This window comes from Zestomonas ipomoeae (assembly GCF_057128665.1).
The window spans coordinates 123,818-138,659 of sequence record NZ_JBSKHQ010000002.1; the positions used below are offsets into that span (position 1 = coordinate 123,818).

The window sequence follows — 14,842 nt, forward strand, 5'->3', positions numbered from 1 at the left end:
TCAGTAGCTCAGCCCTCGGCTGCTGCAGTCGCTGGCATCGAGACGGAACAGCCGACCGCCGCCGTCGAAGAACAGCCAGTCGCTACCGACGACGCGCAGCGACGCGACCTCGCCGGCCGGCCAGTCCAGGGTCGCGCAGAGCTTGCAATCGGTCCGGCGGAACAGCCGCCACTGGGTTCCGTCCTGCTGCGGCAGGCCCAGCACGATCCAACCGTCCACCAGGCGCACGATCAGATCCTCCGCCGGCTCGTCCGGCAGGGGCAGTATGCGGGTCTGATTGTCCACCTGCAGCACCAGCGAGCGTGCCCCCTCGGCTTCGCCACCGCGCAGCATGACGTCCGCCACGCCACCGCTGGGGTCGAGCAGGCTGCACAGGTTGCCGGCGGCCGGCGAAGCGACACTGTGGCGCCGGGCCAGGCGGCGCTCGGGCAAGGTATAGGCCCATAGCTCCAGGCCGCCCAGGCCGTCCGCCAGCAGCCACTGTTCGAAGCGCGCGCTGCGACGGAAGGCCGCCAAGGGGCCGGGCAGGTCGCCGACATGCCAGACCGTGGCGAACTCCCGCTCCACGTCGACCACCCGGATGCGCTGCCCGGCGCCGATGGTCCAGGTGGTGCCGTCGAATTCGTCGGCGAAGAAGTCCATCGCCAGCACGCCCAGGTCGCTGGCCGTGCGGTTAACCAGATCGAGCTTGCTGACGCGCCACAGTTGGTCGCGCCTGGCCAGCGCCAGGGCGACCTGGCGGCTCTGCCCCAGCACCAGGCGATGGCCCGGCACGGCGAAGCGGAACAGCACCCGGCCGTCGCGGTCCAGCACGGTTACGCCGGCCTCGCCCAGTGCCACCAGGGTGCGCCCGTCGTGCAACGGTACCGCGTCGACGATGCCATGGCGGCCGGGCTCGGGCGCCTGGCAACGCAGGGCCGGGCTCACCCCCTCCAACGACACGCAAGGCGGCTGCGGCAGCGACGACGGCGGCAGGTCGGCCTGCAGTAACGCGTCCTGGCTCAGGGCGATCAGCGCCTGCAGGTCTTTCTTGTCCAGGGCGATGCGGCTGTCGGCATGGTCCTCCAACAGCGTGCCGAGGATGGCCCGCGTCAACAGGCCAAGGGCCTTGGCCTGGTCGGCGGAGCGGGCCTTGGTCTGGCCGTGGGTGATCACCAGCGCCTTGGCCATGGCGTGGCGCTCGGCGAACAGCTGCACATCGTCACGCAGGCCGGTCAGCACATCCGCATAGGTGCGCAGGGTATCGGGCAGCAGCATGGCCCGTTTGACCAGAGCGCCGGCGGCCAGGCGCCCGCCTGCCGCTTCGGCGTGCAGCAGCCACTCGCCGGCCCGCTCGCGCTGGGCGGGCAGGCTCCAGATGACCTCCACCGCCTCCAGCCATTCGCCGCGGGTCGCGAGCATCTCCGCCCACTCCAGGCGCAGGCGCTGGGCCACGTCCGGCCAGCGTTGCTGCAGCAGGGGCACGGCACTGGCAAAGGCGTTGTCGCGCCGGGCGACCAGCAACGCGCGCGACCAGTCGCCCGCCAGGCAATGCAGTCGCACGATCGACCCGGCAGGCATGTCCCAGGCCAGCGCCAGATCGGCGGCCTGGGCATAGCGTTGATGCTTTTCGAGGTAGTCGAGCGCTTCCTGGCGCGCATTCAGCAGTTCCGCCAGGACGAACACCGCTTCGTCGATGCGCCCCTCCCGGTCGAGCCGCTCGAAGCTCTGGCGATAGAGCTGGCGCAGGTAGTCGTCGACGTCTTCGGAGAAGGAAATGGCCGCCGCCGGCCCGGTCTGCCGGCTCAAGGAAAGATCCTGGCGCCTGCCCGGCGTGCCGAACGCCTGCCCCAGCGAGTCATCGCCCTTGCCCAGCGGAATGGCGTGACGCAGCGCCTCCTCCAGGTCGCCCTTCTCGAACAGCTCGAACATGCGCCGCATGTAGGCAGCCTGGCGCCGACTCAGCACCCGGCTCAATTGCGACGAAATCGCCAGCGAGGCCAGCCATTTGCGCCAGAATTGCGGCCCCTGGGGCGCACCTTGCCGGCGCGGCGGGATGCTCGGCGGCTCCGGCCTGGCTGGCCGGGTCTGCTTCTGCCCCGCCCCATCGCTACTCCAACCGACCGGTTCGGTGCGCAGCGCCCGGCCCAGGCTGCTCAGCAGAATGCCGACGGTCAAGGCGCCGATGAACCCCAGGGCCAGGGTGGGAATCAGCCAGCCTGACGTGGAGCCGAGGGCCTCGCGGGGCGCGACGGCCTCCGCCGACGGACCGGGAACGCTGCTTGCGGTGAAGTCGAGCAACTGTATCGCCAACCCCACCAGCGCAATAATGGCCAGCCACTTCAGCCAGGGCCGGGCGAACCCCGCAACATCGAATCCAGCTGCGGCCGGCTTGCGCGGCGGCTCGGCGGTCGGCCGGGGGCGCTGCTGCAGGGTACGCAGGAACTCCTCGCGCTGCGGGCTGGGGGGCGGCACGCGGTCGCCGAGAATCTCGCGGAGATCCTTCGGCGGCGGCAGGTACTCGACCGTGGCCGGCTGCAACAGCTCCCGACAATCGTAGGTATCGAGCAGCGTGTAGGGTGCGATATCCAGCCAGGTGGACGGGTCCAACCGATGGGCCTGGCGGATCTCGAGCGCTTCGACCCGACCCGCGCGAACCAGCCAGAGATCGGCCAGCGGCAGTGATCGGGCCTCGTCGTCCTCCAGCAGCGCCGAGCACAGCGTGCGCCCGTGCCGCAGCAGCGGCCAGCCCTCGAGCGTCTCGCAGCACAGTTGCCGGGGCGCCGGGAACACCAGCAGATCGCCCTCGGCGAAGCGATAGGCGCTGGCCCCCGCCTGCCAATGCGCCAGGATCAGGCGCGCCCGCGATGTCGCCGCGAACCAGTCGGCCGGAAACCACAACCCGGACACCTCGCGCCGCCCCGAGAGTACGGGCCGACGCACGTCGGCTGCATAGCGTTCACGCATCGGCGCCTCCTTGTTTCATGCCGTGCTTGCCGTGCAACTGCAGGCACAACCTGCGTTCCCGGGCGGAGTAGACCAGCACCTCGCGGGCCTCGCTGAGCATGGCCACCAGGCCGCTTGCCGCGCACACCGTCACCTTGGCCACGGCAGACGCACAGCTGAACAGCGGCTCGACGCGCTCGCCATTGAACACGCCGAGGGTTTGCCGATTCGCCGACAACACCAGCAAGGCAAACACCGGGCCCTGCACGTCGTGGTTCAACCCGACAGCCTTCCAGCCCGTCGGCAGGCACACCAGGCTAGAGTCCGGCACCTCGCGATTGGCCGCCGATGCGGTGAACAGGCACCACTTCTCCTGCGCCCCCGCTTCGGCAAGCACCGCGCAGGCACCGAACTGGCGCCGCCAGAGACCGCCACCAGCGAACAATACCTTGCCCTGCCCGCCGGCATCCCCCAGGCGGTAGCAGGCGGCCTCCTTCTCGGGGGTGGCGGTGTGCAGATAGAACTGCCCCTGCTCCTCGCGCAGATAGACCATCAGGTCGCCTTCCATCTTGGCCAGCCCCAGCACGCCGCCCGCCAGGACATGGGTCGTGCCGGGCGCCGGTCCGTATGCCGGCGTTCGCAGAGTGCCCACCCAGAAGACCAACTGCCCCGCCGTGTCGAGCGCGTAGAGGCGCTCGGCCTGGCCATTGCGCAGCCAGGCGCTTTGCAGGAAGGCGGCGCGCCCTGGTGGCGCCTTGAACTTCTCCTGCGCGGGCCGCAGCACCGGGCCGAACCCGGTCATCTGCCAGAAGCTCAACTGCGAGCCCTTGCTGAGCACCGCTCCGACATACTTGCCGAGAAAGGTCACCGCCAGCGGGCTGCTGTCCGTGGTCCAGAGATTCTTGCGAATCTCCATGGCCTTTTTCTTCTTCTGCAGCGACGGCAGCTTGACGACCAATACCCCCGCCTCCTCCAGCAGCGGCAGCGCGATATGGCTGCCCGAGCTGGAAATCACCGGCGGCAGTGTCAAGGACACCCGGTCCTCCAGCGTCTGGCTGATTTCCACCGGCACTTCGCTCTGGAACTGCGCGAGCAGCAGGCGCTTGCCATAGGCGTCGGGGGGCAGCGGCAGGCAGGCGCTGCGCCGGCCGGTGGGCAACAGCAGCTCCAGCTCGAGCGATTGGCTGTCCAGACTGCGGCACACCTGCACACCATGGGTGAAGCCCGAGCGCTCCTGAGCCGCGGCAGGCAGGCGCTGGCCGATCAACCAGCATTCGCCGGGCTCGTCCAGCGGCTCCCCGCAATGCTCTTGCCAGGCGAGCCAGCCGGCCTGGGCAACCCGATAGGTGCGCGAGCGCAGCAACAGGCGCAGATCCGCCGCGGTTTCGAAGGTATGCAGCACACCGGGCTCCTGCACGATGCCCCAGCGCAGTTCTCCGCCGCTCTCGCGGGCACGCCGGGCGAGCAGGATCAGCAACGCAAGATGCGCCAGGCGCGGTGCGCCCAACTGGCCGGGGCCGGCATCGAACAGGGCGACGATCAGCCGATTGGCCTGGCTGGCACGGTGGCGCGGCGCCAGGAACAGATGCTCGCCTCCGGCGGCACGGCGCAGGAATTCATCGGGCAGCTCTTCGGCGAGCAGCCATTCGCTGGCCAGCAGGCGCTCGTAGGGCCCGCGTCGTTGCAGGTCGCCCAGGCCATCCTGCTCCGGCTCGCCGCCCTGGCTTGCCCCATTCAGGGGGCCGAGCAGCGGCTGGAGACGGCCCAGGAGATCGGCCACGGCGCTAACCAGTTCGGGAGCGAACCAGGCCAGCCATTCGCGCCAGGGTTGCAGAGAGTCGGGTAATTCCATTGTTGCCCTAGAAAGATGAGGGGCCGCGGCGCGGCCGTATTCGCAACGCTCAGCGCCCGGCCCAGAACGCCTCGACGCGGGCCAGCCACGCGCGGCTGAGCGGCATCTGCCGGTCGAGCGGGATCGCCGCAGCCGGCTGATTCCACAGCAGCATCGGCGTACGGGCGTAACGACCGGCCAGGGTCTTGGCGAGCAGGTCGCCCGGCACGCTCGGCTGCCAGCGGGTCGGCAGCCAGAGCTCCGGGCACTGCTCGCACGGCGCGGCGTACTCGATACCGTCGACCCAGGGCAACGCGGATGAGGGCCCCAGCAGCACCAGCACATCGCGGTTGGCCGTGGCCTGGAGGCCGGCGTATTGATCGCCATCCAGCTGTGCCAGGCGCTGGTGCAGGCGGCGTGCTGCCGCGCTCCAGGCCACGGCGGCTTGGGGCTCCGCATCGCTACGCGCCAGCCATTGCCAGGACAGCGCAGAGGTGGCGGTCATAACGCGGCGGACAGTCGGGCAACCAGGCGCTCACGCAAGGGCGCCAGCGGCTCCGGCAGGCTGTCGGCCGAGAAGTTGGCGTCCAACTCGCGCAACAGGCCCTCGATCTCGGCCGTGCGCACATGCTCGCCGTCCAGACATCCGCGCGCCGCCTCGGCCAGGCGACCGACCCGCGACAGCGGCTGCAAGGTGGCCTCTTCCACGGCACTGAACAGGTTGCTGTTGCTGGACAGCGCAAACAGCTCGCGCAGGATTTCCCGACCGTGCTGCTGCGCTTCCTTGGTAGGCAGCACATACAGCAGCGGCCAGATGTCCGCCTCGCTGGCCTGCAGGCGCCCGCCGAGCAGGGCCGCCGCGGCGATCAGCCGCTGCGACTTGACGATGCGCCGGTCGGACAACTGCACACCGGCCTGGCGCAGCCGGCGGATGGCGTTGGCCAGGGCCGGCCGGGCCAGCTCCAGATCCACATCCGCCATGGCCCTAGCCAGGGTATCCAGATGGCCCAGGCCGACATGCTCGACGATGGCACGCCGCTCCGATTGCCAACCGCCGGCCAGCATGGCTTCCAGTTGATGGTCGGGCACCGAATCGACGAACAGGTGCAGCAGGAAACGGTCGCCGAACGCCGCCAGCGCCTCGTCCTCGGGCAGCCCATTGGCCGCGCCCACGCAGACGCGCAGCGGGCAGTCGATCTGCGTATGGCCGCGCCGGAAGCGACGCTCGTTCAGCACACCTAGCAAGGTATTGAGAATGGCGGTGGAGCCGAGGAAAACCTCGTCGAGAAAGGCGATGTCCGCCTCCGGCAGCATGCCGCTCACATCGGTTTCCACCGTGCCTTCGCGCAGCTTCTTCAGATCGACCGGGCCGAACAGCTCGGACGGCTCGGTGAAGCGCCCGAGCAAGTACTCGAAATAGCGCCCGCCCATGGCCTGGGCGACGCGCCGGACCACCGCGCTCTTGGCGGTACCCGGCGGCCCCACGACCAGCAGATGCTCCTGGGCGACGGCGGCAAGCACAATCAGCTCCGCCAATTGGTCCCTGCCGATGAGGCCGGCGGTGGCGAGGCGAATGCCTTCACGAATGCGAAGCGCGGCGTTCTGTATAGAGGCGATCAAGGTCAGCTCTTCCCTGTGCAAAGCGCGCGATTCTGCCCTAACGCCTGGCGATAGCAAAGGGCCAGGCCTTGCCGCTCGTCCGAGCTGGCCAATCCAAGGTGGGAACTGGCTACGCTGTCAACCAGCCCGCTGCAGGCTGAGGAGGTGGGCCCGCCTACCGGATTTCGCGAGACCGACTGACTTGTAATCAGTAGGTCCATGGAGGAAGCGCCGGATGTGGCGGGGCGGGCTGGCGGTGCAGCGAGTGACGCAGCGAAAGCACCGCCGCTGCTGCACACCCATATTGCCCGAGCCGAACAGACAAAGGCCCGCATCGCCGCGGGCCTTTGTCTTTTATTTCATGGTGCCGGCACCAGGAGTCGAACCTGGGACCTACTGATTACAAGTCAGGTTGGGTCGACGGAACAACGTGGAATCACACATTGCAACGCAAAGAATGGCTGCATGCAGGTTGCTCCCCCTGCAGCTTTCGCGCACCAGTTAGAAACGCATCTTCTGCGCTGTCAATGCTTGATCAAGCGAGCGGTCAGGCCTTTCGTCCCCATCTTGCTGAAGCGATTGACGTTGAAAATCTGCTCGCCAGGCGAGAACCGCAAGGCTATGGCCTGCACTTTCAGCTGCCATAGCCAAGGATCCCGTTCCTGTACGATAGGCTGTAATACTCTCTCCAAGTCTTGGAGCCCTCCCAGCGCACCATCAACATCACCTCTCGAGGTTTGCATCTGCGCGTGGAACTAACCGATATTGAGTAGCAGGCAGTCCGGATTGAGGTTCAAGGCGCGGGCTCGTAGAAGAGCGAAGCGCAGCTGTTAGTTCAATTTTCAGCAAGATTAACAATCTGCTCCCGCATCCCTGGGCCCCGAAAGAGTATCCAGTTTGGGGCAGGCCAGTTCGACGCTATCTCTCCGAGAACGTGTTCGGCCATCGGAGATCCTGCCAGGGTCTGCTCTTGCCCGGCGGATCGGATAGACGACCGCTGAATCGTGTAAGGAAGCCACAATGATTGTTTCCATCTTTGGATCGGGGTACGTCGGCCTCACTCTGGCGGCCTGTCTGGCAGAGGTGGGCCATCAGGTATGCTGCGTCGATATCGATGAGCAGCGTATCGCTCAGCTCGGCAAGGGACGATGCCCCATCCACGAGCCCGGTCTCGAAGGCTTGCTGGCGGCCAATATCGCCACCGGGCGTCTGACATTCACCACCAACCTGGCGCAGGCGGTGGCCTCCGCCGCTTCCCTGTTCATTGCCGTCGGAACCCCGCCTGGCGAGGATGGCCGCGCCGATCTGCGCCATGTGTTCGCGGTCGCCGACGCCATTGCGGAACACGCCTGCGAAGCCAAGGTGGTGATCAACAAGTCGACTTCGCCGGTGGGCACGGTTCAGCTGATCAAGGCTCGCATGCAGCGAACTCTGGAGCAGCGTGGCGTTGGCTTTGCCATGCGGGTTGTGGCCAACCCGGAATTTCTCAGGGAAGGCTCGGCAGTAGCGGACTGCATGCGCCCGGAACGCATCATCATCGGCATCGACGACGATCAGGGAGTCGACCTGTTCCGCGAGCTGTACCAACCCTTCAGTCGCAACCACGAGAAGCTGATCGTCATGGACAGCCGCAGCGCCGAGCTGACCAAGTACGCGGCCAACTGCATGCTGGCCACCCGGATTTCCTTCATCAATGAAATGGCCAACCTGGCCGAGCGCCTGGGGGCCGACATCGAGAGCGTGCGCAAGGGGATCGGTGCCGATTCGCGCATCGGCTACCACTACCTCTACGCGGGCAGTGGCTTCGGCGGCTCCTGCCTGCCCAAGGATCTTCAGGCGCTGCGCCACAGCGCCATGGATGCCGGCTACCGGCCCCAGTTGCTCGAAGCGGTGGAGGCCGTCAACCTGCAGCAGAAGCAGCGGGTGTTCGAACGCATCGTCGAGCACTATGGCGGTGCCCTCGCGGGCAAGACCTTCGCGCTCTGGGGGTTAGCCTTCAAGGCCAATACCGACGACATGCGCGAAGCCTCCAGCCGAACGCTGATGGAGCGACTCTGGGCGGCCGGCGCCAGGGTGCAAGCCTTCGATCCCGAAGCGTGCGACGAGGCCCTGCGCCTCTACGGCGCGCGTGACGATCTACAGCTGATGGGCTCGAAGGAGGCCGCCTTGCAGGGCGCCGACGCGCTGGTGGTGCTGACCGAGTGGCTCAATTTCCGCGTGGTCGAGTTCGATTCGATCCGGGAGTGCCTGGCCGACCGGGTGATCTTCGATGGGCGCAACCTGTTCGATCCCGCCCAGGTGGCCCGTGCAGGACTGACCTATTACTCCATCGGTCGCTGGGTCTCCGGGGCCCCGTCGCCATGAAGTTTTTGCTGACGGGGGCCGCCGGCTTCATCGGCTTCCACACCGCCCTGCGCCTGTGCCAGAGCGGCCACGAGGTGGTCGGCCTGGACAACCTCAACGCCTATTACAGCGTCGAACTCAAGCAGGCCCGCTTGCGCCAACTCGCCGGCCTGCAGGGCTTCAGCTTCGTGCGCGGGGACATTAGTGATCGTGAGTGTCTGGAGGAGCTGTTCGCCAGGCACAGGTTCGCGCGGGTCATCCACCTGGCCGCCCAGGCCGGCGTACGGCATTCGTTGGAAAACCCCCATGCCTATGCGGACGCCAACCTGACCGGCTTCGTCAATGTGCTGGAAGCCTGCCGGAAACATGGGGTTGGGCATCTGGTATATGCCTCCAGCAGCTCGGTCTATGGCATGAATGCCAAGGTGCCGTTCTCCACCGAGGATGCCGCTGACCAGCCGGTCTCGCTGTATGCCGCAACCAAGCGGTCCAACGAATTGATGGCGCACAGCTACTCCCATCTGTATCGCCTGCCGACCACCGGTCTGCGCCTATTCACGGTATACGGCCCCTGGGGGCGGCCGGACATGGCGCCGTTCAAGTTCACCCAGGCGATTCTCGAAGGCCGGCCGATCGAGCTGTACAACACCGGCGACATGTCGCGCGACTTCACCTACATCGACGACATCGTCGAAGGCATCCTGCGCATTCAGGACTGCCCGCCGCCCTATGCCGACGACCACGACGAGGCCCACCGGGCCGCCCCGGCGCGGCTCTACAACCTCGGCCGTGGCGAGCCGGTGCGGTTGCTGGATTTCGTCGCCTGCATCGAGGCCGCCACTGGCGTCCAAGCCATCCGCCAGATGAAGCCCATGCAGCCGGGCGATGTGCCGCACACCTGGGCAGACGTCAGCGCTTTCGCCCGGCGCACCGGATTTGAGCCATGCATTTCGCTGCCGGAAGGGGTGTCCCGCTTCGTCAGCTGGTATCGCGACTTCTATGAGGCCTGAGTGGCGACAGTACGACGATGCAGTATGATCCCCGAGACTGCGGATCTCGGCAGCGCCAGTGCTGACCCGCCTCTGTTGTGGAATCACCTGTGAAAACGATCTGTATCATCCCCGCCCGTGGCGGCTCGAAGGGCCTGCCGCGCAAGAACCTCAAGCTGTTGGCCAGTCGGCCGCTGATCAGTTGGCCGATCAAGGCAGCGCTGGCGTCAAAGGTAATCGATCGGGTGCTGGTCAGCACCGACGATGCCGAGATTGCCGAATGCGCCCGCGCGGCCGGTGCCGAGGTGCCCTTCCTGCGCCCTGCCGAGTTCGCCGAAGACCTGACCACCACCGAGGCGACCCTGCAACAGGCCTTGCTGGCCTACGAGGCGCATGTCGGCGAGAGATTCGATATCTGCGTATTCCTGACCGCCACGGATGTCTTTCGCCAGCCGGCCTGGATCACCCAGGCCGTCGAGGCATTGCTTGAAAACCCGGAGCTGGAAAGCGCCTTCGCCGTGCACCAGACGACCAAGAACTACTGGCACAAGACCGCGACGGGGAGCTGGGCACGCGTCCTGCCCTGGATGCGCGACTACTCGTCGCGACAGGTCAGGGAGAAGACCTATCGGGAAGACACCGGGCTGGCCTGTGCGTCGCGGGCCCGGCTCTGGCGCGAGGGCCGTCGTATCGGCGACCGTGTGCACCTGATCGCCAACGACCTGAGCGAGACGGCCATCGATATTCACAGCGATTTCGATCTATTCCTGGCGGAAAAGGCCATCGAGTACCTTGCCGAGCACCACCCGGAGCGGATCCGGTTGTTCACCGAAGGACAGTCGTGAGCGCCGTGCGCCCCGCCGAGCGGCTGGTGTCCATCATCGTTCGCACCAAGAACGAGGAGCGCTGGATCGGCCTGTGCCTGGACGCCATCGCCAGGCAGACCTACAGCCACTACGAAATCATCCTGGTGGACAACCGCTCCACCGACCATACCGTGGCCAGAGCACGGCCCTACGGGGTGAAGCTGGTCGAGATCGACGAGTTCCTGCCGGGCAAGGCCATCAACGACGGCATCCGGGCCAGCCAGGGCGAGATCATCGCGATCATTTCCGGCCACTGCATTCCGGTGGATGAGCACTGGCTGGCCAACCTGATTGCCCCGCTCGAGGACCCAGCTATCGCCGGGGTCTACGGGCGGCAGGAGCCCTTGTCCTTCACCCCCGACGCCGACAAGCGCGACCTGGCGATCACCTTCGGCCTGGACAGCCGGATACAGGTCAAGGACTCCTTCTTTCACAACGCCAACAGCGCCCTGCGCCGGGAAACCTGGCAACGCTTCCCCTTCGATGAGCAGGTCACCAACATCGAGGATCGCGTGTGGGGCGTCGAGGTGATCCGTGCCGGACTGAAGATCGCCTACGAACCCAGCGCCAGCGTCTATCACTACCACGGCATTCACCAGGATCGAAACGTCTCCCGCGCACAGCAGGTCGTGCGCATCATGGAAGGTCTGCACGGGCCCCACGCACACATCACCAAGCTCGCCGAGGGCGCCATCCGCGTGGCCGCCATCGTGCCGGTCCGCGGCCAGTCGCTGCAGGCCGGCGGGCTCAGCCTGCTGGGCAGCACCATCGATTACCTGAAGGCCTGCAAAACCATCACGGAAGTCGTCGTCTCCACGGACTGCGAGGAGACCGCCGAACTGGCGAGGCGACAGGGTGCCAGCGTGCCGTTCCTGCGCCAGGCGGCGCTGTCGGAGGACTATGTCGACATCCTGCAAGTGCTGACCTACAGCCTGCACGAGATGGAAAAGGCGCTCGGCATCTTCGACCTGATCGTGGTCGTCGAGGAAACCCACCCGTTCCGCGATCCAGGGATGATCGACGAGATGGTCGCGCTGGCGCTGGATGACGGCCTGGATACGGTGCTGGCAGCCAAGCCGGAGAGCCGGCCGTTCTGGCTGGCCGGCGAGCAGGGCGTGCGCCAGGTCAGCAAGCTCGATTTCGCCCCACGGGCGCTGAGCGAGGAGCGCGCCCACCTGGGGCTGCTGGGCCTGGGCTGCGTCGTGCGGCCGGCGCTGCTCCGGCAGGGCGTGCTGTTCGGCGAACGGGTGGGCCTGCACAACGTGCACCACCCGCTGGCCAGCGTCGAGATTCGCACGGCAGAAGACCTGCTGCGCTGCCTGCCGTTGCTGGAACGCGAACGTGCCGAATAGCCCAGCGAAACTGTGCAGGAGACCAGAACCATGAGAGCCGCCTTGTTGGGCTGCGGCCGCGTAGCCGAGCACTACCGCAGGATGTTGCTGGAACTCGATCCGGTCGAGGGACTGGATATCGTTGCCGTATGCGACATCGACCTGGGCAAGGCGACCCGCCTGGCCGAAGCCTTCGGCTGCCCGGCCTTCCAGGAGGCGGCCAGCATGCTGGATGCCAGCGTGATCGATGTGCTGTTCGTGCTGACGCCATCGGGCGATCACTTCGAGCATGCCCGGCTGGCTCTCGACAGAGGCGTGAACGTGGTCTGCGAGAAGCCGGTGACCATGACCCCGGAAGAGGCCGAGGCGTTGGCGGAAATGGCCGCGGCGAAGGGCCTGTTCTGCGCCACGGTGTTCCAGAACCGCTGGAACCCGGCATTGCGCGCGGCCAAGGCGGCAGTCGAGGCCGGGCGCTTGCAGACCCTGGTCACGGCCAATGTGCGCCTGCAATGGTGCCGCCTGCAGGATTATTACGAGGACGGCTGGCATGGCACCTGGGCCATGGATGGCGGGGTGATCAACCAGCAGGCCATCCACCACATCGACGCCCTGCAGTGGCTCTGCGGGCCGGTCGAGGCCCTGTGTGCGACTGCGGCGAATCGCCTGAACCGCCTCGAGGCCGAGGACACCCTGGCGGCGGTGCTGCGCTTCAAGAACGGCGCCCTGGCCACCATCGAGGCCACCACCGCCGCGCGGCCGCGGGACTTCGAGGCCTCGTTGTCGCTGGTCGGCGAGGGCGGCAAGATCCAGTTGGGCGGCATAGCCCTGAACAGGATCGAGCACTGGGAGCTGGTCGAGGCGACGACAGAAGACGCGACCGTCGCAGAACGATATAGCCTTGATGTACCGAACGGTTATGGCCTGAGTCACTCTCTATACCTGCGCGAGCTGGTCGCAAGCTTCGAGAACGGCGTCACCCCGAATGTCACCATCGCCTCGGCCATGGGCACCCTGCGCCTGGTGCATGCCCTGTACGCGAGCGTCGAGTGCGGTGGCTGGGTGCGCATGGATGACCATCCGCGCTCGTCCAGGCTTGGTCGTCGTTAGACTGGATGCCCGGTCGGCGCCGACACGGCGCTCGATGAAGTTTGCTTGAACACTTGGGTGGAGCAGCACAATGCCTATTGAAAACAAGGCCCCCGGCAAGGATGTGTCCGAGCAGGACATGCTCGACAAGTTTCCCCTGGCGGCGAAGCAGAGCCCCGAGCATCGCTCGCGCTTCCAGGTGCAGGGCGTCGAATTCGGTGGCGAGCTGATACCGATCTTCGCCGGGCCGAACATGGTCGAATCCGAAGCCTTGATCGTCGATACGGCCAAGGCGGTCAGGGCCCACGGCGCGCACTTTTTGCGCGGTGGGGCGTTCAAGCCGCTGAGCTTTCCCTACCGTTCGGAGAAGTACACCGAGACCCGCGAGGACGGCCTGGCCTGGCTGAAGATCGCCCGTGGAGAGGCGGGCATCCCGGTCATCACCGAGGTGATGGAGGAGCGCTTCGTCGAGGCGGTCGCCGAGGTGGCCGACATCATCCAGATCGGTGCGCGCAACATGCAGAACTTCCCCTTGCTGACGCGCGTTGCGCGGACCGGCAAGCCGATCATGCTCAAGCGCCACTTCGGCTGCTCGTTGCGCGACTGGCTGGGGGCGGCCGAGTACATCCTGATCGAAGGCAACCCGCGGGTGATCCTCTGCGAGCGCGGGGTCAGCGCCGCCCATACCCACCGCAGCTCGTCGCGCTTCCTGCTCGATCTGCAGGTGGTGCCCGCCGCCCAGGAGGTGACGCACCTGCCGGTGGTGACCGATCCCAGCCATGCCACCTTCTGGCGGCCCTGGGTCAAGCCCATGGCCCTGGCCTCGATCGCCGCGGGCGCCGACGGGGTGATGCTGGAGGTGCACCCCGATCCGGACAACGCCGCGGTGGACCCGCTGCAACCCATCGACTTCGCCGCCTTCGGCACGCTGATGAAGGAAATGGACGCGGTCGCGCACGCCGTGGGGCGGCGGGTGAAATGAGCGAACGAATTCCGTTCATCGACAACGCGTTGGCGCTGCCGGCCGGCGAGTTCGCCGCCATCATCGGCGCACAGCCTTCCCAGGGCGCGCGTTCGCCGCGGCTGTGGAATGCGGTCTACCAGGCCCTGGGCCGCGACTGTCGCATGCTGCCGTTCGATGTCGGCGCCGCGCAGTTGCCCAGCCTGCTGGACTGGCTCAACGAGCAGCCCGGCTTCGTCGGCGGGGCGGTGGCGGTACCGCACAAGCAGGCCGTCGCCCGCTGGCTGGGCGCGCAGCGCCTCGATCCGAGCGCCCTGGGCATCTGGGCGGTGAATGCCTTGTCGCGCGATGCCCGGGGGCAGCTGCACGGCGCCAACACCGATGGCCTGGCGGCTGTGCAGGTGCTGCGGGAAGCCGGTCTGGAGGCGACGGACAGGGTGCTGGTGTTCGGCTTCGGCGGGGCGGCCAGGGCGCTGGTCAATGCGCTGCGCCCCCTGGTGGCGCAGGTGACGGTGGCGAGCCGCGCCTTCGCCAACCCCGAGGCGGCCGAACTGGCTCGCTGGATGGGCGTGGAGCTGATCGCACCGGCGGCTTGTGGCGAAGCGCTGGAGCAGGCCACGGTGCTGGTCAACGGCACCGTGCTCGGCTCGGCGCCGCAGCATGTCGGCGCCAGCCCCTTACCGGAGGATTTCGCCCGGCACGCCCGGCGCCTGAGGCTGGCCTTCGATGTGGTCTATCAACCGGCCGACACGGCCTTTCTCGACAGCATGCCCGCCAGCGTGGTGCGCCGCGGCGGCGGACGAATGAACCTGCTGCAGGCGGTGCGCGGCTTCCAGCTGGCCCATCCGGAGGTCAGCGAAACTGTCATCGACTTGCTTATGAGCGAGGCGGCCCAGGCATGACCGAACGAT

General features: G+C 67.0%; 11 protein-coding genes. 7 read left to right on the forward strand and 4 right to left on the reverse strand.

Annotation, left to right across the window (positions count from 1 at the left end; genetic code table 11):
* From ACWKV7_RS04205 to ACWKV7_RS04220, 4 genes are read right to left on the reverse strand one after another with little or no spacing between them, the layout of a single operon-like run.
* Positions 1-2,946 (reverse strand): bpX6 domain-containing protein, encoded by a 2,946-nt coding sequence (locus tag ACWKV7_RS04205; RefSeq protein WP_483856393.1) that lies wholly within the window; start codon positions 2,944-2,946, stop codon positions 1-3.
* Positions 2,939-4,777, reverse strand: coding sequence for a hypothetical protein (locus tag ACWKV7_RS04210; RefSeq protein ID WP_483856394.1), 1,839 nt, complete (start codon positions 4,775-4,777; stop codon positions 2,939-2,941). Before ACWKV7_RS04210 ends, ACWKV7_RS04205 begins: the two co-directional genes overlap by 8 nt.
* A gap of 49 nt (positions 4,778-4,826) precedes the next feature.
* Entirely contained in the window at positions 4,827-5,261 is a 435-nt protein-coding gene (locus ACWKV7_RS04215; protein ID WP_483856395.1) for a bpX5 domain-containing protein, read from the reverse strand.
* The gene (locus ACWKV7_RS04220) at positions 5,258-6,376 is read right to left on the reverse strand and encodes an AAA family ATPase (RefSeq protein ID WP_483856396.1); all 1,119 of its coding nucleotides are present in this window, start codon (positions 6,374-6,376) and stop codon (positions 5,258-5,260) included. The genes ACWKV7_RS04215 and ACWKV7_RS04220 overlap by 4 nt, the downstream gene beginning before the upstream one ends.
* Before the next feature lie 999 nt (positions 6,377-7,375).
* Here ACWKV7_RS04220 and ACWKV7_RS04225 point away from each other — a divergent pair.
* The 7 genes from ACWKV7_RS04225 (at position 7,376) to ACWKV7_RS04255 (ending at position 14,833) form a co-directional block, all read left to right on the forward strand.
* On the forward strand, positions 7,376-8,719 hold the full coding sequence (locus tag ACWKV7_RS04225) for a UDP-glucose dehydrogenase family protein (RefSeq protein WP_483856397.1): 1,344 nt from the start codon (positions 7,376-7,378) through the stop codon (positions 8,717-8,719).
* Positions 8,716-9,708, forward strand: coding sequence for an NAD-dependent epimerase (locus ACWKV7_RS04230; RefSeq protein ID WP_483856398.1), 993 nt, complete (start codon positions 8,716-8,718; stop codon positions 9,706-9,708). The genes ACWKV7_RS04225 and ACWKV7_RS04230 overlap by 4 nt, the downstream gene beginning before the upstream one ends.
* Positions 9,709-9,797: 89 nt before the next feature.
* Positions 9,798-10,532 (forward strand): acylneuraminate cytidylyltransferase family protein, encoded by a 735-nt coding sequence (locus ACWKV7_RS04235; protein ID WP_483856399.1) that lies wholly within the window; start codon positions 9,798-9,800, stop codon positions 10,530-10,532.
* Complete coding sequence (locus tag ACWKV7_RS04240) at positions 10,529-11,905, forward strand: glycosyltransferase (RefSeq protein ID WP_483856400.1); 1,377 nt, start codon at positions 10,529-10,531, stop codon at positions 11,903-11,905. Before ACWKV7_RS04235 ends, ACWKV7_RS04240 begins: the two co-directional genes overlap by 4 nt.
* 30 nt (positions 11,906-11,935) lie before the next feature.
* Entirely contained in the window at positions 11,936-12,991 is a 1,056-nt protein-coding gene (locus ACWKV7_RS04245) for a Gfo/Idh/MocA family protein (protein WP_483856401.1), read from the forward strand.
* Between the two features lie 70 nt (positions 12,992-13,061).
* Positions 13,062-13,952, forward strand: a complete 891-nt coding sequence (aroF, locus tag ACWKV7_RS04250; RefSeq protein ID WP_483856402.1) for a 3-deoxy-7-phosphoheptulonate synthase — start codon at positions 13,062-13,064, stop codon at positions 13,950-13,952.
* Positions 13,949-14,833: a shikimate dehydrogenase family protein gene (locus ACWKV7_RS04255; RefSeq protein WP_483856403.1), complete on the forward strand. Its 885-nt coding sequence runs from the start codon at positions 13,949-13,951 to the stop codon at positions 14,831-14,833. Before aroF ends, ACWKV7_RS04255 begins: the two co-directional genes overlap by 4 nt.
* Positions 14,834-14,842: the final 9 nt, after the last annotated feature.